The sequence below is a fragment of the Massilia sp. AB1 genome (assembly GCF_018119385.1).
In the GTDB taxonomy this organism is placed as follows: Bacteria; Pseudomonadota; Gammaproteobacteria; order Burkholderiales; family Burkholderiaceae_D; genus Telluria.
Window position 1 is genome coordinate 72,514 of sequence record NZ_JAGKSG010000001.1, and the last position, 18,961, is coordinate 91,474.

The window sequence follows — 18,961 nt, forward strand, 5'->3', positions numbered from 1 at the left end:
AGGTAATTTCCCACAAGAAAATCACCAATTCCCCCATCTGCATAAAATATATCCCAAAAGCAACGAGTTTTACGGCAAGGCAACATGAAGGGGTGGCCTACGGCTTGTCTGGCGTACTGGTAAAATGGTCTTTCGACCAATCCCTTTGAGAAGAAGTACACCATGTCCGGCAACTCATTTGGCAAGCTGTTTTCCGTAACCACTTTCGGCGAGTCGCACGGCCCGGCCATCGGCTGCGTCATCGACGGCTGCCCGCCCGGCCTGGCCTTGAGCGAAGCCGACATCCAGCCCGAGCTGGACCGCCGCAAGCCCGGCACCTCGCGCCACGTGACCCAGCGCCAGGAAGCCGACCGTGTCCAGATCCTGTCGGGCGTGTACGAGGGCGTGACCACCGGCACCCCGATCGCCTTGCTGATCCAGAACGAGGACCAGCGCAGCAAGGATTACGGCAATATCGCCGAGAGTTTCCGTCCAGGTCACGCAGATTACACCTATTGGCACAAATACGGCGTGCGCGACCCGCGCGGCGGCGGCCGTTCCTCGGCGCGCCTGACGGCTCCGGTGGTGGGCGCGGGCGCGGTGGCCAAGAAATGGCTGCGCGAAATGTACGGCACCGAGTTCTTTGGCTGCATGAGCGCGCTGGGCGATATCGCGGTGCCCTTCGAATCCTTCGAGCACGTGCATGCGAATCCTTTCTTCGCGGCGACGTCCGACGCGGACCTGATCGCACGCATGGAAGCCGCCATGGACGAACTGCGCCGCGCCGGCGATTCGATCGGCGCGCGCATCGACGTGGTGGCGCGCAAGGTGCCGGTGGGCCTGGGCCAGCCGATCTACGACAAACTCGACGCCGACATCGCCTACGCGATGATGGGGATTAACGCGGTCAAGGGCGTGGAAATCGGGGCGGGCTTCGGCTCGGTGGCGCAGAAGGGTTCGGAGCACGGCGACGAGCTGACGCCGGAAGGCTTCGTGGGGAACAACGCCGGCGGCGTGCTGGGCGGGATCTCGACGGGGCAGGACATCACGGTGTCGATCGCGATCAAGCCGACCTCATCGATCCGCACGCCGCGGCGCTCGATTGACAAGCAGGGCAATCCGGTGATGGTGGAAACCTTCGGGCGCCACGATCCCTGCGTGGGGATCCGTGCGACGCCGATCGCGGAGGCGATGCTGGCGCTGGTGCTGATCGATCATGCGCTCATGAATCGGGCGCAGTGCGGGGATGTGCGGGTTTCGACGCCCAAGCTGGGCTAAGCTTGCGGCGGCTCACCGAACTTGGGTTGCGGCCAAGGGGGACGCCGAGTTGCAAGCGTCGCGCGATTAAACCCGCGTAGCAATCGCCTCCAGCTGATGCCGCCGCTCCACGGTGCGCACCACCAGCCCGCGCAAATCGTTCAGCAGCGAAAACTCCGTCTGGCTCAGGATCACCGACGGGAAGCTGTCGTCCCAGTCCCCGTAGATGAAGCCCGCCGGCTGCCCGTGCGCGCACAGCGGGATCACCACGAAGCAGCGCGCCTCGGACAGGGTGCCTTTCCACCAGCCCGGCAGCTTGGCCGCGAACTTGGCGTCGCGCGCGTTCTCGATGAAGATCACGCGGTCGCTCCCGAGCGCCGCATGGAAGACGTTCGGCTCGTAGACGTCGTCGAACGCCAGGTTCGGCAGCAGCGCCTTGGCATCCTCGCCGAAGCCGATGCGCGCCGAGTACTTGCCGTCGCGGCGGTTGCGCAGGAAGGCGAAGGAACGGCTGAAGGACAGGCCGTTGTGCATCGTCTCCAGCGCCATCGAAATCATCTGGCCGGCGGTGGCGTTCGGGCCGGCGTCGCGCATGTCGGCCACGCCGCTCATCAGGATCTTGTTGCCGGCCATGCGCTTGCGGGTCGCCATGGCTTCCTTGGCGCGCTTTTCCAGCGGCTTGGCCAGCGGCGCGATGGACAGGTCCGAGGCCGCATTCGCCTTGGCCTTGTCGATCGCGCCCAGGATGCCGGTGGGCTCCACGCCCAGCATCGGCGAGAAGCTCTCCGCCAGCGTGGCCACGCGCGCGGCGCCGGCTTCGTCGTCGGCCCACAGGGCGTCGGCGGCGAGGGTCGACATGGTGCCCAGGGCGGCCAGCCACTCGTCGTGGCCGAAGCCTTCGCCGCGCTCGGCCGGTTCGACGCGGCGCATGCCGGCGATCAGGTTGCGCGGCAGGCCCCAGTAGCCGGCGGTGGCGCGGCCGATTTCTTCCAGCGACATGCCGAGCACGGTCACGGCGGCGGTTTCTTCTTTCCCGGCGCCGGCGGCTTCGAGCATCTGGGTCCAGCGCTCCGGCATGTAGAAGGTAATCATCATGCGGCCCAGCGAATGCAGGATCGAGCAGACCACCGCTTCCTCCGGGTCGCGCGTGGCCGCGCTGGCGGCCACCTGCTGGGCCACCATCCCGGCCAGCACCGCCTTTTCCATCTCGATATGGGCGGCTTCGGTGTCCGGAGTGCTGCGGCTGAGTTCCTCGATCAGCTTCAGGCCCAGGGCCAGGTGGCCGATGGCCTCCGTCCCCAGCACCAGCACCGCCTTGGAGACGGTGTTGATGCGCTGGCCGAAGGCCGAGTACATGCTGCTGTTCGCGAGGCGCAGCACCTTCTGGGTGAGCACGGGATCGGACAGCACGGTCTGGGTCATGGAGAACTCGCGCTCGTCCTCGCCGCGCATGGAGGCGAGGATGGCGTTGATCGCCTTGGTAAATCCAGGCATGTCGCCCTGGCGGCGGATACGTTCCCACAGCAGGGCGAGGGTGGCTTCCCCCTTCGGCGAGCGCACGGTGTCGGCTTGTGTCGTCATGGTTTGGCCGTCCGGGTTTCGGAAGGCAGGAGAGCGGTGTAAAGGTTTTCCTTGAGGGCGGCCACGGCCACGTTGGCCGGCATCGGCTTGCCCGTGAGGTAGCCCTGGACGTAATGCACGCCCTGGCCATCGAGCCAGGACAGCTGTTCCTCGGTCTCGACGCCTTCGGCCACGACCGACAGGTCGAGGTGCTTGGCCAGGTCGAGCACGGCGTTGCAGATGGCGGCGTCCTTGGTGGCCTCCGGCAGGTCCTTCACGAAGGCGCGGTCGACCTTGAGGACCGAGATCGGGAAGCGCTTGAGGTAGGCCAGCGAGGAGTAGCCCGTGCCGAAGTCGTCGATCGCGATGCGCGCTTCGCGCTCGGCCATCTTGGCCAGGATCGCTTCGGCGTGCAGCGGGTCGACCATCAGGGTGCCCTCGGTGATCTCGAGCACCAGCTGGCGGCCGGGCGTGCCGGACAAGGCCAGGGCGTCGTCGAGGACCTGCAGGAAGCGGTCGCTGCGGAACTGGCGCGGGCTGATGTTGACCGAGATGTAGAGTTCGCGGCCCGCCACTTCCTGGAACTGGCGGATCTGCATGCAGGCCGCCTTCAGCGCCCAGGCGCCCAGCAGGTTGATCAGGCCGTTGGTTTCTGCGATCGGGATGAAGCGGCCCGGCGGCACCATGCCCAGGGTCGGGTGCTTCCAGCGCATCAGGGTCTCGAAGCCCTCGATGGTGCGGGTGCGGGCGTCGACGATGGGCTGGTAGAACAGCAGGAATTCACCCTCGCGCACGGCGTTGAACATCGCCGCCTCGAGCGAGATGTCGTGTTCAGGCGGGCCCTGGTCGCGCGGGCTGTAGAGCACCGTGCGGGCCTTGCCGGTTTCCTTGGCGCGCGACATCGCGGTGTCGGCCAGGGTCACCAGGCGCACTTCGTCTTCGGCGTGGTCAGGGTAGATCGAGATGCCGATCGAGGCGCCCAGGTAGATCGTGTGGCCGCCCACTTCGAAGGGCGACTGCAGGGTGGCCATCAGGCGGCCGGTGACCAGCTTGATCTGGGCGTCGGTGAAGGTGCCCGGCAGGACCGCGACGAATTCGTCGCCGCCCACGCGGGCCAGGGTGTCGCTGTCGCGCAGGGTGCGGCGCAGGCGGCCGGCGGCCATCTGCAGCACGGCGTCGCCGATCGGGTGGCCCAGGCCGTCGTTGACCTTCTTGAAGCCGTCCAGCCCGATGGTGGCGACCGAGAAGCCCTGGCCGGAACGGCGCGCGTTGGCGATCACCATGCGGATGCGGTCGGACAGCAGGACGCGGTTGGGCAGTTCGGTGAGCGCGTCGTGGGTCGCCATGTGGCGCAGGCGCTCTTCGGTGGCGTGCTGGGCCGACATGTCGCGGCCGATGACCAGGATCGGGGCGTCGTCGCCGGTGTCGAGCAGGGCGATGCGGAGTTCGTACCAGACGTCGCGCTCGCCCAGGCGGAAGCGCGCTTCGACGATGGCGGGAGCGGCGTCGCCGGGACCGATGTTGCCGGCCGCGTTCACCAGGGCGTTGCGCAGCGCCGGCTGGTCGACTTCGTGGACCAGCGACACCAGCGCACGTCCCGCTTCGACTCCGCCAAGGCGTTGCGCACGCGTGCTCGCCGTGCGGATCTGGCCGCCCGACGTGATGCGGAATACGGCGTCGCCGGCGGTCTCCAACAGGCCGTCGAGCAGCCCCGCCGGGAGCGGGGCGCGCGCCGGAGGCTGGGGCACGGCGGAAAAACTGGTGTGCATCGTTAAATAGTTGCCTTCTGATCGCTGGCACGTGCACGACATGCCGTCCAAAACCGTGCAAGTCTACCAAACCTCATGCGACTCTATCACCGAAAGATTCCAAAAGGCATTAAAAAACACAAGCCTTGGCCTCATTGAGCGGAGATTTGCGCTGGAACAGGCGGCTTGCCACGCATGAACGTTTGCGCTAGCCTGCTTGTCGGATAGATAAGCGTACGTACGCCATCATTGTCGCCTATTCTTGCTGAGTAGAAAATGACAGTTGGTGAGTTTGATGCTTACATGCAACATCACTTTAAAAAAAAAAGGGCTCGACGCCTAAGCAACAGTGAGGAGACACTGATGGACACCCGGCTTACGGCTTTCGATACCCATGAGGTATTCAACCAGGCGCCGCCTTTCGTCGGGGCCAACCTGTACGCCTGCGACCCGGCCCTGCAGGAAGGGCTGCGGCGCGAGGGCGGCGGCTTGGCCGCGCCGGCGCTGGAAGCGCTCGGCGCAAGGCTCGGCAGCGCGGAGGCGCAGGAGCTGGCGCGCCTCGCCAATGTGCACGGACCGCGCCTGGTGGCCTACGACCGCAGCGGCACGCGCATCGACGAGGTCGAATTCCATCCGGCCTGGCACCAGCTGATGGGCATGATGATCGGCGCCGGCGCCCATGCGGCCCCCTGGCTGGAGGCCGGACCGGGCGCCCAGGTGGCGCGCGCGGCCCAGTACCTGCTGTTCGGCCAGCTCGAAAACGGGGCCCAGTGCCCGGTCACCATGACCTATGCCTCGGTGCCCGCGCTGCGCCGCCATCCGCGCATCGCGGCCACATGGCTGCCCAAGATCCTGTCGCGCGACTACGATCCCCGTTCGCTGCCGGTCGAGCAGAAGCGCGGCGCCCTGATCGGCATGGGCATGACCGAGAAGCAGGGCGGCACCGACGTGCGAGCCAACACCACCCGCGCCGCGCAGATGCCGCCGTCGGAAGCGCAGGCGCGCTTCGGCGAGGAAGGCGAGGGCGCCTACCGCATCGTCGGCCACAAATGGTTCTTCTCGGTGCCGCAGTCGGACGCCCACCTGATCCTGGCGCAACTGGACGAGGAGGGCAGCGCGGGCCTGTCCTGCTTCTTTGTGCCGCGCTTCCTGCCCGACGGCAGCCGCAATGCGATCCGGGTGCAGCGCCTCAAGGACAAGCTGGGCAACCGCTCGAACGCCTCGTCCGAAGTCGAGTTCCAGGACGCGGTCGGCTGGATGATCGGCCAGCCTGGGCGGGGCATCCCGACCATCCTCGAAATGGGCAGCCACACCCGCCTCGACTGTGTGCTGGGCAGCGCCGGCATCATGCGCGCGGCCCTGTGCCACGCGCTGCATCACGCCCGCGGCCGCGCTGCCTTCGGGCGCAAGCTGGCCGAGCAGCCCCTGATGCAGAACGTGCTGGCCGACCTGGCGCTGGAATCGGAAGCGGCGACGGCCTTCGCGCTGCGCCTGGCGCGCTGCTACGACCAGCTGGACGATCCGCAGCAGGCGCTGCTGGCGCGCATCCTGACCCCGGCCGGCAAGTACTGGATCTGCAAGCGCGGCCCCGTGTTCGGCGCCGAGGCGATGGAAGTCATGGGCGGCAACGGCTATGTCGAAGACGGCCCGCTGGCCAGGCTGTACCGCGAATTCCCGGTGAATTCGATCTGGGAGGGCTCGGGCAACGTCATGTGCCTGGACGTACTGCGCGCGATCGGCAAGTCGCCCTCGGCGGCGCGCGAGGCCCTGGCGGCCGAGCTGATGCCGGCGGCGGGACTGGATGCGCGCTTCGCCGCCTACGCCGGGCGCCTGCTGGACGAGCTGCCGGCCAGGGTGCAGGACGAATTCGGCGCCCGCAAGCTGGCCGAGCGGCTGGTGCTGGCGGTCCAGGGCGCACTGCTGCTGCGCCATGCGCCGCCTTTCGTGGCCGGCGCCTTCGTCACCTCGCGCATTGCGCAGGACGTCGGCGGCGCCTTCGGGCGGCTGCCGGGCGGGACGGACTGCGCGGCGATCCTGGAGCGGGCGCTGCCGGTTTGAAGGCGGCTGGCGGCGGCGCTCCGGCGCACCCGCCACAATTATTTCTTCGACAAAGGGCCGCGCGGCTGGGATAATGCTGCGCACATTGAGCGAACCGCCTCAGCTTTACACCGACCTTCCAAGCCGACCATGAAACAAGACCCGCGTTTTCCGAACCTGTTCATCCTGAACCACCCGCTGATCCAGCACAAGCTGTCGCACATGCGCGAGCACGACACCTCGACCCGCACCTTCCGCGAGCTGCTGCGCGAGATCACGCTCCTGATGGGCTACGAGATCACGCGCGACCTGCCGCTGACCACGCGCCAGATCACCACCCCGCTGGTCACCATCGATGCGCCGGTCATCGCGGGCAAGAAGCTGGCCGTGGTGCCGATCCTGCGCGCCGGCATCGGCATGAGCGACGGCCTGCTGGAACTGGTGCCGTCGGCGCGCGTCGGCCACATCGGCGTGTTCCGCGACCCGGACACCCATGAGCCGGTCGAATACCTGGTGCGCCTGCCGGACGTGACCGACCGTACCTTCATCCTGTGCGACCCGATGGTCGCCACCGGCAATTCGGCGGTGCATGCCGTCGACGTGCTCAAGAAGCGCGGCGTGCCGGACGAGCAGATCCTGTTCCTGGCCCTGGTGGCCGCGCCGGAAGGCATCGCGGTGTTCCAGAAGGCGCATCCGAACGTGAAGGTGTACGTGGCTTCGCTCGACTCGCACCTGAACGACGACGCCTACATCGTGCCGGGCCTGGGCGACGCGGGCGACCGCATCTTCGGCACCAAGTAAGGCGGCAGGGCGAGGCGATGGCGCATCCGGCCGACCAGCAGTTCTTCGCGCGCCTGGCCGCGCTGAACGACAAGTTCGCCAGTACGCTGCCGGGCACGCTGGATCGCCTCGCCATGCTGGCCGGCCAGCTCGACCCGGCCGCGCCGGCCGAGGCGGCCGGCGAACTGCAGGCCATGCTGCACACGGTGGCCGGCTCCGCCGCCACCTTCGGCTACCGCGGCCTGGGCCAGCATGCACGCACCCTCGAGCAGCGCCTGCGCGTGCTGCAGACCTTCGAGTCGGTGGCGGCTGCGGACTGGCAGGACTGGCTCGGCGAGCTGGAGCGCTTCATCCTCGACGCGCGGCGCGATCCGAAATCGCTTAGCTGAAACCCGCGGCGGCGCAAGGCCGCCGCGCAAGTGTCCTATCCGGCCAAATTTGATTCAGCGCAAACATTTGGCCTGCTCATTCCCCTATATTCACGTAAAGCCGAATATAAAAAATCGCCGCGCCAATTCGTTGATTTGCGGAATGTTGCGGGTTCTTCGATTTTTTATTTCACGAATAGGGCATACCCTGTTTTTATTCGGTATAATACGGGATCGTTGGGTTCGAGGTAGTAGTGCAGTCTGTCTGTCATTCCTTTCTTGCTTCTTCAAACGATCTTAAACGGGCGCAAGCCCAACTTAACTGAAATAGGAAATTGTAATGGCAACTGGCATCGTAAAATGGTTCAATGATTCGAAGGGTTTCGGCTTCATCACCCCGGATGAAGGCGGCGAAGATCTGTTCGCGCACTTCTCGGCTATCCAGAGCGCCGGCTTCAAGTCGCTGCAGGAAAACCAGCGCGTCTCGTTCGACGTGACCACCGGCCCGAAGGGCAAGCAAGCAGCGAACATCCAGCCGCTGTAATGCACTGATCGCATACGCTGCGATCCACAAAATCCCCGGAATTGCCGGGGATTTTTTTTGCCTGTACGCATTGCGCGATCGGGCGCCGCTTGGGTTGGCGGCTCCGCCGCCGACGCGTTTAACCAGCGCTCGCGTGGCCGTGCGGACATGTGTGGAACGCGCCGGCGGCATAGCCGCCAACCCTACGGCCAGCTCGGCGTCACCGGTGCCGCCAATAGTCCGGCTGCGCGTAAGAGCGGCGCAGGAAATCGACGAAGGTCCTGATGCGCAAGGGCAAATGCCGGCGCTGCGCAAAGACCGCATAGATATCGTTGCCCGGCGCAGCGTATTCGTCGAGTACCGTACAGAGTTCGCCGCTGGCGATCTGTCCGCCCACTTCCCACATCGAGCGCCAGGCCAGTCCCTTGCCGGCCAGCGCCCAGGCGTGCAGCACCGCGCCGTCGTTGCACACCATGTTTCCGCCTACCTTGAGCGTCACCGGCTTGCCCTTGTCGAGGAAGGTCCAGCCGCGCTGGCTGCCTTCGCTGCTGATCGCCAGGCAGTTGTGGCGCGCCAGGTCGGCGAGGGCCTGGGGCCTGCCATGGCGCTTGAGGTAGGCCGGCGTGGCCACCACGACGCGGTGGTTGTCCGCGAGCTTCACGCCCACCAGGCTCGAGTCGTTGAGGCTGGCGATGCGGATCGCCACGTCCACGCCTTCGCCCACCACATCGACCACCCGGTCGTTCAGGTTCAGGTTGACGGTGACCTCGCGATGCTCGGCCAGGAAGGAGGGCAGCAAGGGCGCCACGTGCTGGCGGCCGAAGCCCGCCGGGGCCGACACCAGCAGATGGCCGGTGGCGCGCGCGCTGCGTTCCGAGGCCGCGTTCTCGGCCTCGTCCAGTTCGTCGAGGATACGCTGGCAATCTTCGAGGAAGGCCGCGCCTTCGTCGGTCAGGACCAGCTTGCGCGTGGTCCGCTGCAGCAGCTTGACGCCGAGGCGCGCTTCCAGCGCGTCGAGCCTGCGCCCGATCATGGCCGGGGCAATGCCTTCCGCGCGCGCCGCGGCCGACAAGCTGCCGCGCGCCACCACTTCGACGAAGGTCTCGATCTGCCTGAACTTGTCCATCTCTTCTGATTACCTATCAAAAACGCACAGATGTAGTGAGAAATTGTATCGTTTAGCTATGTTCTCGTGAATATACTTGAAGGTATGACAAACGCCAAGCCGGTGTAGACTGGCTTGATCTGGCAGTTTGCAAAAGATTTTTTTCTTTCATCCAGGAGTCAAGCATGACCATCGCCACCCCCGCCGGTATGGAAATCCGGGCCGAGATCAAGCCCGGGTACGAACAGATCCTCACGCCGCAGGCACTCGAACTCGTCGCCAAGCTGTCGCGCGCCTTCGAGCCGCGCCGCCAGGAGCTGCTGGCGGCCCGCGCCGAGCGCGCCCGCCGCCTGGACGCCGGCGAGCGTCCGGACTTCCGTCCGGATACCGCCCACATCCGCACAAGCGACTGGAAGATCGCCCCGATTCCGAAGGCCCTCGAATGCCGCCGCGTCGAAATCACCGGCCCGGTCGAGCGCAAGATGGTCATCAATGCGCTGAACTCGGGCGCCGACAGCTACATGACCGACTTCGAGGATTCGAACACCCCGAACTGGGACAACCAGCTCACCGGCCAGATCAACATGATGGACGCCGTGCGCAAGACCATCTCGCTCGAGCAGAACGGCAAGACCTACAAGCTGAACGACAAGGTCGCCACCCTGGTGGTGCGCCCGCGCGGCTGGCACCTGGACGAGAAGCACGTGCTGGTCGACGGCAAGCGCGTCTCGGGCGGCATCTTCGACTTCGCGCTCTTCATGTTCCACAACGCCAAGGAGCAGCTGGCGCGCGGCGCCGGCCCTTACTTCTACCTGCCGAAGATGGAGTCGCACCTCGAGGCGCGCCTGTGGAACGACATCTTCGTCATGACCCAGAACGAACTGGGCCTGCCGCAAGGCACGATCAAGGCCACCGTGCTGATCGAGACCATCCTCGCCGCCTTCGAAATGGACGAGATCCTGTACGAGCTGCGCGAGCACAGCGCCGGCCTGAATGCGGGCCGCTGGGACTACATCTTCTCGTGCATCAAGAAGTTCAAGCTGGACAAGGACTTCTGCCTGGCCGACCGCGCCAAGGTCACCATGACCTCGCCCTTCATGCGCGCCTACGCGCTGCTGCTGCTCAAGACCTGCCACAAGCGCGGCGCGCCGGCGATCGGCGGCATGGCGGCCCTGATCCCGATCAAGAACGACCCGGCCAAGAACGAAGTCGCGATGGGCGGCGTGCGCAGCGACAAGGCGCGCGACGCGAGCGACGGCTACGACGGCGGCTGGGTCGCACACCCGGGCCTGGTGGAGCTGGCCATGACCGAATTTACCAAGGTGCTGGGCGACCGTCCGAACCAGATCGACAAGCAGCGTCCGGACGTCGAAGTCACGGCCAGGGAACTGCTGGACTTCAAGCCCGAGACCCCGATCACCGAAGACGGCCTGCGCTACAACATCAACGTCGGCATCCACTACCTAGGCGCCTGGCTGGCCGGTAACGGCTGCGTCCCGATCCACAACCTGATGGAAGACGCCGCCACCGCCGAGATCAGCCGCTCGCAGGTGTGGCAGTGGATCCGTTCGTCGAAGGGTGTGCTGGAAGACGGCCGCAAGGTCACGGCCGACATGGTGCGCGCCATGATCCCTGAGGAACTGGCCAAGGTGAAGCAGGTCGCGCCGAACGGCGACAACCCGAGCTATGTGCGCGCCGCCGAGATCTTCGAGCAGATGTCGACCTCGGAGACCTTCGCCGAGTTCCTGACCCTGCCGCTGTACGAAGAAATCTGATGCGCCTGGGGTGAGCGGCCTTGGCCGGTCACCCCGCGTGATTCAGAACACGTTCTTCCACTCCCTCAGGGCCGCGAAGGCCTGCACCGGCGGCGCGCCCGCCGGCAGCCTTCCGGCTGTCACCAGGCTGTGCACGATGCCCGGCTCGGTATAGCGCAGGAAGGGATTCGTCCCGCGCTCCAGCCCGATCGTCGAGGGCACGGTCGGCAGGCGGGTGCCGCGCCGCTCGGATGCATCGCGCATGCGCAAGGCCACCGCCTGGTTGTCCGGCTCCACCGCCTGGGCAAAGCGCAGGTTCGCTATCGTATATTCGTGTGCGCAATACACGAGCGTATCGTCAGGCAGCGCCGCCAGCTTGGCAAGCGAGGCCGTCATCTGCTCCGGCGTGCCCTCGAACAGGCGTCCGCAGCCTCCCGCAAACAAGGTATCTCCGCAAAACACCCAGTTGGCGCCCTCGGCGGCGTCACCCTTGCGCCGCACGTAGGCGATGTGGCCGCGCGTATGGCCCGGCACCTCCAGCACCTCGAGCTCCAGATCCAGGCCCGGCACCCGCATCCGGTCCCCTTCGTCGAGCGGATGGGTGACCTCGGCGATGCCGTCGTGGCGCGGGCCGTAGACCGGCACCGGCGCTTCCGCCAGCAGGGCGGGAACGCCGCCGATATGGTCAGCATGGTGATGGGTGAGTAGAATGGCGGTCAGGGTCAGCCCGTTCGCGGCGAGCGCGTCGCGGATAGGCCGGGCGTCGCCCGGGTCGACGACAGCGGCATGGACGCCGTCGTGGATCAGCCAGAGGTAGTTGTCGTTGAAGGCGGGTATAGTGAGAACGGTGAGGTCCTGGGCCTTGCTCGGCGAATTCGTCATGGTGGGATCAGTATAGAGAAGGATGGCATGGACAGCGCCGAAAAATCCATTATAGCGCTCGACCTCTGGCTGCAATCGCAGGCGGGCGCTTACGTGCGCGCCTTCGAACAGGCCTGCCTGGACGAGCTGACTGCGGACATTTTCGGCTTCAATGCGCTGCAGATCGGCGTGCCCCAGCTGGATGCGCTGGCCGCCAACCGCATGCCCAACAAGTGGCAGGCGGCCACGCGCACCTCGACCGCGGACGAACTCGCCTTCGCGGCGGGCGGCAAGCAAATCGCGGTCGCCCTCGACTTCGCCGAGCTGCCCTTCGCCTCGCAGAGCATCGACCTGGTGGTGCTGCCGCATGTGCTGGAGTTCGCGGCCGAGCCGCACCAGGTGCTGCGCGAGGTCGAGCGGGTCCTGATTCCGGAAGGGCAGGTGATCATCTGCGGCTTCAATCCGGCCAGCCTGTGGGGCATGCGCCAGGGCGTGGCCCGCGTCACCCGCAACGACTACCTGCCGGCCTCCGGCGAATTCATTTCTATGCCGCGGCTGAAAGACTGGCTAAAATTGCTGAACCTTGGCGTGACCCGCAGCCATTTCGGCTGCTACGCGCCGCCGTGCCGGACGGCGCACTGGCTGAGCCGGTTCTCCATGCTGGAGTCCGCCGGGCGCCGCTGGTGGCCCTACCTGGGCGCGGTCTACGTCGTGCATGCGATCAAGCGGGTCAAGGGCATGCACATCATCGGACCCGCATGGAACAAGAAAACGAGCAAGCGGCCGCAAGCAGTGCCGGCCGCGAACAGAGAATGAACGAAGAACAGAACAAAGCAGCAGACAAGCTTACCAAGGTCGAGATTTTCACGGACGGCGCCTGCAAGGGCAACCCGGGCACGGGCGGATGGGGCGCGCTGCTCGTCTCCAACGGCCACGAGAAGGAAATCTTCGGCGGCGAGGCCAATACCACCAACAACCGCATGGAGCTGCGCGCCGTGATCGAGGCGCTGGGCGTACTCAACCGCCCGTGCAATGTCGTGCTCCACACCGACAGCCAGTATGTCCAGAAGGGGATCTCGGAATGGATCCACGGCTGGAAGGCGCGCGGCTGGAAGACCTCGACCAGGGAGCCGGTCAAGAACGACGACCTGTGGAAGGCGCTCGACCTGGCGCAGCAGCAGCACGCCGTCGAATGGCGCTGGGTGCGCGGGCACAACGGCCATCCGGGCAACGAACGCGCCGACGTGCTGGCGAACCGGGGTGTTGCCTCGGTGCGTCGCTGAGCCGCCCGCGGTTTGCTATACTGCGCTCCGCTATAACTCATCAGTACTCATCAGTATTCCATATGCGCCAGATCGTTCTCGATACCGAAACCACCGGCCTGAATCCCCGCACGGGCGACCGCGTCATCGAGGTCGGCTGCGTCGAGATCTTCAACCGCAAGCTGACCGGCAACAACTTCCATCGCTACATCAACCCGGAACGCGATTCCGATGAGGCGGCGCTGGCGGTGCACGGCCTGACCACCGAGTTCCTGAGCGACAAGCCGAAGTTCCACGAGATCGCCGAGGAACTGCGCGCCTACATCCAGGACGCCGAGGTCATCATCCACAACGCGCCTTTCGACCTGGGCTTCCTGAACCACGAGTTCGTGCGCCTCGGCCTGCCGCCCTTCGTCGAGCACTGCAGCAGCGTGATCGACACCCTGGTGCAGGCCAAGGAACTCCATCCGGGCAAGCGCAACTCGCTGGATGCGCTGTGCGACCGCTACGAAATCTCGAACGCCCACCGCAAGCTGCACGGCGCATTGCTGGACGCCGAGCTGCTGGCCGATGTCTACCTGGCGATGACGCGCGGCCAGAATTCGCTGACCATGGATGTCGAGGTCGAAGCGAGTGCTGGCGGCGAGCTGCTGGAAGCCGTGCCGCTGGGCGAGATCATCGTGGTGGCGGCGTCTGCGGACGAACTCGCGACCCACGAAGAAGTATTGGCCGGCCTCGACAAGAACGTCAAAGGCAGCTGTGTGTGGAGAAATTATTCTCCGCAGGGGTGACGAAAGGCGCAATCTGTGCCATAATACGCCTCGCTTTGGGAGGTTAGCTCAGGGGTAGAGCACTGCATTCACACTGCAGGGGTCGCAAGTTCGAAACTTGCACTTCCCACCAGAATTCGACAGGCCAGCTTCGTGCTGGCCTGTTTCATTTCAGTCCGCGGATTTGTCTGCTTTGGCATGAAATTGCTATTTGGCATAAGTTGGCGTTTGTGTCATAATAGCGCCGCTCGGGAGGTTAGCTCAGGGGTAGAGCACTGCATTCACACTGCAGGGGTCGCAAGTTCGAAACTTGCACTTCCCACCAGAATTCTTCAGCTTCGCGCTGAAAAACGAAAAGCCACGCACCAGCGTGGCTTTTCGTTTTTCAGCATGGCGTGCCTGTCGTAAAAAGGACGACAATTCAATACGATTTGCTCTCTGCCAACTCTGTATCGCTCGTGTAGACTCGAAGCGCGGACAAATCCGGCAGTCGGGGCACGCCGGCAAACCACAACGGACGAGATTTCATCTTGAACGGCCATTACGAACCCTTCCTGGTACTGGTGTCGATCCTGGTAGCGATCATGGCGTCCTACACGGCGCTCAGCCTCGCCATGCGCGTCAAGGAATCCCAAGGCCGCGCACCGTATTTCTGGATCGCGGGCGGCGCCTTCGCCATGGGCAGCGGCATCTGGGCCATGCACTTCATCGGCATGCTGGCCTTCCGGCTGCCCATCCCCATTGCCTACGACAGCCGCATCACCTTCATTTCCTGGCTGCTGCCGGTGATCGTCTCCGGCCTCGCCTTGTGGCAGCTGCGCCACCGCCGGATCGGCGGGCGCCACCTGGCCTGGGGGGCGCTGCTGATGGGCCTGGGCATCAACGCCATGCACTACACCGGCATGACCGGCATGCGCATGGACCCTCCGATCACCTACGATCCCTGGCTGTTCGCGGCTTCGGTCGCGATCGCCATCGGGGCCTCCGCCATGGCGCTGTGGATCGCCTTCCGGCTGAACGAGAACCTGCGCTTTCCGCGCCTGGCCCAGGGCGGCGCCGCCACGGTGATGGGTTTCGCGATCGCCGGCATGCATTACACCGGCATGGCGGCGGCCCATTTCGAGGCGGGCAGCGTGTGCCGCGCCGCCGTCGATGGCGTCGACCAGGACCACCTGGCGCTGCTGGTCACGGTGGCGACCGTCGCGCTGCTCACCATCGCGCTGCTGGCCGCCATCTTCGACGCGCGCCTGGAAGCGCGCAACCGCACCCTGGCGGCTTCGCTGGAAACCGCCGCCGAGCGCCAGCAGCTCTTCCTGCGCGAGCAGAAGGCGAGGGTGGAGGCGGAGCAGCTCAACCAGCTCAAGGACGAATTCCTGGCCACGCTGTCGCACGAGCTGCGCACCCCGCTGAACGCCATGCTCGGCTGGTCCCAGCTGCTGCTGCAGGGCGCCCGCGACGAGGCGATGCTGCGGCGCGGCCTGGAGACCATCGAACGCAATGCGCGCGCCCAGTCGCAGCTGATCGAGGACATGCTCGACATGAGCCGCCTGATCGCCGGCAAGGTCCGTCTCGACGCCAAGTCGATATCGCCCGGAGAATTCGTGCTGGCGGCGGTGGAGACCGCGCGCCCGGCCGCCATGGCCAAGCGCATCCAGCTCACCACCGTGCTGGACCCCGACGCCGGCCTGGTCGCCGGCGATATCGGCCGCATGCAGCAGGTCATGTCCAACCTGATTTCCAACGCGATCAAGTTCACCGAGCCTGGCGGTAAGATCACGATCGCGCTGCGCCGCGAAGACGAGGGCGTGGCGATCGACGTCACCGACACCGGCATCGGCATCGCCCCCGATTTCCTGCCTTACGTGTTCGACCGCTTCCGCCAGGCGGACGCTTCGTCGGCGCGCCGCCATGGCGGCCTTGGCCTCGGCCTGTCCATCGCGCGCCAGCTGGTGGAGCTGCACGGCGGCACCATCAGCGTGTCCAGTCCGGGCGTCGACCAGGGCGCCACCTTCACCCTGCACCTGCCGCCGGCGCCGCAGGAAGTCCTGCCCGCGACCGTGGCCGAAGTACGCAGCCTCTATGGTGGCGGCAACGCTTCAGTCGACCTCGCCGGTCTGAGCGTCCTGGTGGTGGACGACGAGCTCGATTCGCTGGAACTGGTACAGCAGGTGCTGGCCGACACCAGGATCACCGTGCTCTCGGCCATGAGCGCACAGGAAGCGCTGCGCAGCGTCGAGCGCCACCGGCCCGATCTCCTGATCAGCGATATCGGCATGCCCCTGATGGATGGCTTCGAGCTGATCCGCCAGGTGCGCTCCCTGCGCGACGCGCAGGCGGCGAGCGTGCCGGCCATTGCCCTGACGGCGTTCTCGCGCAAGGAAGACCAGCTCAGGGCCCTGGAGGCGGGCTTCGACGAATACCTGGCCAAGCCGCTGCGCCCGGCCGTGCTGGTGCAGGCCGTGGTGGCGATCGTGGAACGCAAGGCGCTATTGCGCGCGATGTGACGATGTAACGAGGGGAAGGGCGAAAGCGGCGCCGCCCGCTCAGGGCAGGACCAGCTGCATGTCGAGTGCATCGGGCGCATCGGCGCCGGCCTCGCGCAAGCCCTCGACGATGAAGCCGCGATTGCGTCCGCTTTCCTTGCCCTTGTAGAGGGCCCGGTCGGCCAGTGCGATGGCCTGTTCCCAGCCGACGTTGCCGCCGTCCGCTTCCAGGGGCAGCGAGACCGCGCCCGCGGTTGCGCTGATGTCGATCACGGCGCCGTTCTCGAGCAGTACCGGCGTCGCGCCGATGGTGTGCAGGATGCGCTGCACCAGCAGCGGGCGCTGGGCCGGCGTCACGCCTTGCGAATACACCAGGAATTCCTCGCCGCCCCAGCGCAGCACCATGTCCGATTCGCGCACCGCCAGCCGCAGCCGGCGTCCGACTTCGATCAGCACGGCGTCGCCGGCCGCATGGCCGTAGACGTCGTTGATGCGCTTGAAGTGGTCGATGTCGAGCAGGGTGAAGCAGTCGGCGGCGTCCAGGCGCGCCGCTTCCTCCTCGGCGCGCAGGCGCATCCGTTCCTGGAACGAGCGGCGGTTGTACAGGCCGGTCAGCGGATCGTGGGCCGAGCGGTAGGCGAGTTCCTCGTTGAGTTCCGCCAGGCGCCGGCTGGTGCGCACCGACTTCTTGTACAGGAAGAATACGAAGCCGGACAGCACCAGGCCGAGCGCCGCCGCCAGCCAGGCGACCACCTGGCGCAGGCTGCGGTTGCGGATCTCGGCATCCTTGACGGCGTTTTCCTGGCGCAGGCGGTCGATCTGGGCCCCGCGCTCCTTGGCCTTGAACTGTTCCTGCAGGGCCGAGATGGCCTTGTTGCGGTCGTCCATGGCCAGTTCAGCCTGCAGCTTGTCGCGCTCGCGCGTGGTGGCCAGGGCTTCGCGGTACATCGCGGCCTTTTCCAGCGCCTGCGACTTTTCCGCCAGCAGGTTCGCCACCGCCGCCATCGCGCCCTTGTCGCGCAGCGCCGCACCCACCTCGTCGATGTAGACCATGCCTTCGCGCATGCGTCCCTGGCCGAACAGGGCGAAGCCCAGGTTGGCCTTGGCCATCTGCAGGCTGGATTGTTCCTGGATCTGCTGGGCCAGCGGCAGCGCCTCGCGCGCGACGCGCTCGGCAGCCTCGTAGCGGTGGACCTTGAGGTGGGCGTCGGCGATATTGCCGAGCACATTGGCTTCCAGCGCGCGCAATTCGTTGCCGCGGGCTAGTGTGAGCGCCTGGTCGAAGGAGACCAGGGCTTCTTCGATGCGCTTGGCCGCCACCAGGGCGCGGCCCTCGAAGAAATGCAGCGAGGCGGCGACACGCGCAGGGAGGTTGCGATGGGCGGCGCGGAATTCGCGTGTGGTCTCGAGCGCCTTGTCGGGGTCGCCGGAATTCACGTACAGGCGCGCCATCGCCAGGCGGATGTCGACTTCGCGCGGGCTCCACAGCTCCGGATGGCGCTGGACGATCTCCAGCCCGCGCAGGTAATGGTGGAGCGCGCGGTCGAACTGGCCCATGGCGTTGTAGGCCATGCCGGTGACGACCTCGAAACTGGCAGCGAATTCCAGGTTGCCCAGGTCGCGGTAGCGCGCGTCCAGGGTTTCCAGCAGGGCCAGGGCGGCCACCGGTTCGTTGCTGTCCAGCTGGCGGTTGATGCGCACCAGGCTCGCCAGGGCGATATTCACCGGGTCGCGTTCCGCCTCGGCCAGCTGCATGATGCGTTCGTTGACCTCGTAGGCCTCGCGCAGCTTGCCGGCGTCGTTCTGGACCCGGCGCAGCAGGCGCAGGTACTGGATGCGGACCGCATAGGGAGCGGCGTCGTGCAGGGCGTCCGCTTCGGCCAGCAGGGCCGCGCGCGCCTTGACGTTGCTGCGCTCGGACAGCTCCGCCAGTTCGCGCAAGCGCTGCTCGGGCTCGGCGGCGTAGGCGGATAGAGGCAGGGGCAGGGTCAGGGCAAGGGCCAGCAGCCCGGACGGACCGGCCCGGTGCAGCGCACGGAGCGCTCGCGTCGCCCCAGGCTTGGGCTGTCGAATCTTCATCTGGTGGCGGTGGCTGCCGGGCTGGTTGGTGGGTGAGCTGTGCCGGCTATCCTGAGGGCGGTGGCCGGCGGGCCGAAATGTGTCCATGCATTATGAAAGCTTGATCTGTGGAAAGCAAGCAAGATTCCTGACGGAGGGTGTTTACACAACGACCCGTTTTGGACTATTCATCGAAGAATTGAAGCCTATTCATCACTTTGCTTTGATTCCTAACAACATTCTGGCGATAATGGCGCGTCTGCAAAAAATCCGGCATCCTGCGGGCGCTTGCACAGGCGGTTTCGGGTCGGGCATGCGTGGCACCCAACGCATGTCGCATAGCGGCGTCGCATGAACTGTGGCGTGGCAATAAGGACAAGACGCGGAACCAAACTATTTTTTGATTGGAGAACATG

Annotated in this window: 16 protein-coding genes and 2 tRNA genes; 13 read left to right on the forward strand and 5 right to left on the reverse strand. The window is 65.9% G+C overall.

Features of this window, described 5'->3' with window-relative positions; translation table 11 throughout:
* The first annotated feature begins 162 nt into the window (after positions 1-162).
* Positions 163-1,257, forward strand: a complete 1,095-nt coding sequence (aroC, locus tag J8847_RS00320; protein WP_211522696.1) for a chorismate synthase — start codon at positions 163-165, stop codon at positions 1,255-1,257.
* 66 nt (positions 1,258-1,323) lie between these two features.
* Here aroC and J8847_RS00325 read toward each other — a convergent pair whose 3' ends face one another.
* Both J8847_RS00325 and J8847_RS00330 read right to left on the reverse strand, forming a co-directional pair.
* Positions 1,324-2,817 (reverse strand): HDOD domain-containing protein, encoded by a 1,494-nt coding sequence (locus tag J8847_RS00325; protein ID WP_229429650.1) that lies wholly within the window; start codon positions 2,815-2,817, stop codon positions 1,324-1,326.
* Complete coding sequence (locus tag J8847_RS00330) at positions 2,814-4,565, reverse strand: bifunctional diguanylate cyclase/phosphodiesterase (RefSeq protein ID WP_211522697.1); 1,752 nt, start codon at positions 4,563-4,565, stop codon at positions 2,814-2,816. Before J8847_RS00330 ends, J8847_RS00325 begins: the two co-directional genes overlap by 4 nt.
* Positions 4,566-4,907: 342 nt before the next feature.
* Between J8847_RS00330 and J8847_RS00335 the strand changes: the two genes are divergently transcribed.
* From J8847_RS00335 to J8847_RS00350, 4 genes are all read left to right on the forward strand, one after another.
* A complete protein-coding gene (locus J8847_RS00335) occupies positions 4,908-6,602 on the forward strand; it encodes an isovaleryl-CoA dehydrogenase (RefSeq protein WP_211522698.1) in 1,695 nt (564 codons plus the stop codon).
* Positions 6,603-6,731: 129 nt separating this feature from the next.
* A complete protein-coding gene (upp, locus tag J8847_RS00340; RefSeq protein ID WP_211522699.1) occupies positions 6,732-7,382 on the forward strand; it encodes a uracil phosphoribosyltransferase in 651 nt (216 codons plus the stop codon).
* A 17-nt stretch (positions 7,383-7,399) separates the two neighbouring features.
* On the forward strand, positions 7,400-7,750 hold the full coding sequence (locus J8847_RS00345) for an Hpt domain-containing protein (protein WP_211522700.1): 351 nt from the start codon (positions 7,400-7,402) through the stop codon (positions 7,748-7,750).
* Positions 7,751-8,069: 319 nt separating this feature from the next.
* Complete coding sequence (locus J8847_RS00350) at positions 8,070-8,273, forward strand: cold-shock protein (protein ID WP_211521980.1); 204 nt, start codon at positions 8,070-8,072, stop codon at positions 8,271-8,273.
* Between the two features lie 199 nt (positions 8,274-8,472).
* Here the strand turns inward: J8847_RS00350 and J8847_RS00355 are convergent, their stop codons facing one another.
* Positions 8,473-9,378 (reverse strand): LysR family transcriptional regulator, encoded by a 906-nt coding sequence (locus J8847_RS00355; RefSeq protein WP_211522701.1) that lies wholly within the window; start codon positions 9,376-9,378, stop codon positions 8,473-8,475.
* Positions 9,379-9,542: 164 nt separating this feature from the next.
* Between J8847_RS00355 and aceB the strand changes: the two genes are divergently transcribed.
* Complete coding sequence (gene aceB, locus J8847_RS00360; protein ID WP_211522702.1) at positions 9,543-11,132, forward strand: malate synthase A; 1,590 nt, start codon at positions 9,543-9,545, stop codon at positions 11,130-11,132.
* Between the two features lie 42 nt (positions 11,133-11,174).
* Here aceB and gloB read toward each other — a convergent pair whose 3' ends face one another.
* A complete protein-coding gene (gene gloB, locus J8847_RS00365) occupies positions 11,175-11,993 on the reverse strand; it encodes a hydroxyacylglutathione hydrolase (protein ID WP_211522703.1) in 819 nt (272 codons plus the stop codon).
* Positions 11,994-12,020: 27 nt separating this feature from the next.
* On the opposite strand from gloB, the gene J8847_RS00370 reads away from it, so the two are divergent.
* The 6 genes from J8847_RS00370 to J8847_RS00395 all read left to right on the forward strand — a co-directional run bounded on the left by J8847_RS00370 (position 12,021) and on the right by J8847_RS00395 (position 16,508).
* The gene (locus J8847_RS00370) at positions 12,021-12,788 is read left to right on the forward strand and encodes a class I SAM-dependent methyltransferase (RefSeq protein ID WP_211522704.1); all 768 of its coding nucleotides are present in this window, start codon (positions 12,021-12,023) and stop codon (positions 12,786-12,788) included.
* The gene (gene rnhA, locus J8847_RS00375) at positions 12,785-13,255 is read left to right on the forward strand and encodes a ribonuclease HI (RefSeq protein ID WP_211522705.1); all 471 of its coding nucleotides are present in this window, start codon (positions 12,785-12,787) and stop codon (positions 13,253-13,255) included. The genes J8847_RS00370 and rnhA overlap by 4 nt, the downstream gene beginning before the upstream one ends.
* Before the next feature lie 62 nt (positions 13,256-13,317).
* Positions 13,318-14,025 (forward strand): DNA polymerase III subunit epsilon, encoded by a 708-nt coding sequence (gene dnaQ / locus J8847_RS00380; RefSeq protein WP_211522706.1) that lies wholly within the window; start codon positions 13,318-13,320, stop codon positions 14,023-14,025.
* 37 nt (positions 14,026-14,062) lie between these two features.
* Positions 14,063-14,137: transfer RNA gene (locus J8847_RS00385), tRNA-Val, on the forward strand.
* Positions 14,138-14,254: 117 nt separating this feature from the next.
* Positions 14,255-14,329: transfer RNA gene (locus tag J8847_RS00390), tRNA-Val, on the forward strand.
* Between the two features lie 205 nt (positions 14,330-14,534).
* The gene (locus tag J8847_RS00395; protein ID WP_211522707.1) at positions 14,535-16,508 is read left to right on the forward strand and encodes an MHYT domain-containing protein; all 1,974 of its coding nucleotides are present in this window, start codon (positions 14,535-14,537) and stop codon (positions 16,506-16,508) included.
* 39 nt (positions 16,509-16,547) lie between these two features.
* Here J8847_RS00395 and J8847_RS00400 read toward each other — a convergent pair whose 3' ends face one another.
* The gene (locus J8847_RS00400; RefSeq protein WP_211522708.1) at positions 16,548-18,566 is read right to left on the reverse strand and encodes a GGDEF domain-containing protein; all 2,019 of its coding nucleotides are present in this window, start codon (positions 18,564-18,566) and stop codon (positions 16,548-16,550) included.
* An 85-nt stretch (positions 18,567-18,651) separates the two neighbouring features.
* Here J8847_RS00400 and J8847_RS00405 point away from each other — a divergent pair, with 85 nt between their 5' ends.
* Positions 18,652-18,900, forward strand: coding sequence for a hypothetical protein (locus tag J8847_RS00405; RefSeq protein WP_211522709.1), 249 nt, complete (start codon positions 18,652-18,654; stop codon positions 18,898-18,900).
* The last annotated feature ends 61 nt before the right edge of the window (positions 18,901-18,961 follow it).

Excerpts from the sequence above, each read along its gene's own strand:
- aroC (WP_211522696.1), top strand. The coding sequence starts at position 163 with ATGTCCGGCAACTCATTTGGCAAGCTGTTTTCCGTAACCACTTTCGGC.
- J8847_RS00325 (WP_229429650.1), bottom strand. The coding sequence starts at position 2,817 with ATGACGACACAAGCCGACACCGTGCGCTCGCCGAAGGGGGAAGCCACC.
- J8847_RS00330 (WP_211522697.1), bottom strand. The coding sequence starts at position 4,565 with ATGCACACCAGTTTTTCCGCCGTGCCCCAGCCTCCGGCGCGCGCCCCG.
- J8847_RS00335 (WP_211522698.1), top strand. The coding sequence starts at position 4,908 with ATGGACACCCGGCTTACGGCTTTCGATACCCATGAGGTATTCAACCAG.
- upp (WP_211522699.1), top strand. The coding sequence starts at position 6,732 with ATGAAACAAGACCCGCGTTTTCCGAACCTGTTCATCCTGAACCACCCG.
- J8847_RS00345 (WP_211522700.1), top strand. The coding sequence starts at position 7,400 with ATGGCGCATCCGGCCGACCAGCAGTTCTTCGCGCGCCTGGCCGCGCTG.
- J8847_RS00350 (WP_211521980.1), top strand. The coding sequence starts at position 8,070 with ATGGCAACTGGCATCGTAAAATGGTTCAATGATTCGAAGGGTTTCGGC.
- J8847_RS00355 (WP_211522701.1), bottom strand. The coding sequence starts at position 9,378 with ATGGACAAGTTCAGGCAGATCGAGACCTTCGTCGAAGTGGTGGCGCGC.
- aceB (WP_211522702.1), top strand. The coding sequence starts at position 9,543 with ATGACCATCGCCACCCCCGCCGGTATGGAAATCCGGGCCGAGATCAAG.
- gloB (WP_211522703.1), bottom strand. The coding sequence starts at position 11,993 with ATGACGAATTCGCCGAGCAAGGCCCAGGACCTCACCGTTCTCACTATA.
- J8847_RS00370 (WP_211522704.1), top strand. The coding sequence starts at position 12,021 with ATGGACAGCGCCGAAAAATCCATTATAGCGCTCGACCTCTGGCTGCAA.
- rnhA (WP_211522705.1), top strand. The coding sequence starts at position 12,785 with ATGAACGAAGAACAGAACAAAGCAGCAGACAAGCTTACCAAGGTCGAG.
- dnaQ (WP_211522706.1), top strand. The coding sequence starts at position 13,318 with ATGCGCCAGATCGTTCTCGATACCGAAACCACCGGCCTGAATCCCCGC.
- J8847_RS00400 (WP_211522708.1), bottom strand. The coding sequence starts at position 18,566 with ATGAAGATTCGACAGCCCAAGCCTGGGGCGACGCGAGCGCTCCGTGCG.
- J8847_RS00405 (WP_211522709.1), top strand. The coding sequence starts at position 18,652 with ATGCATTATGAAAGCTTGATCTGTGGAAAGCAAGCAAGATTCCTGACG.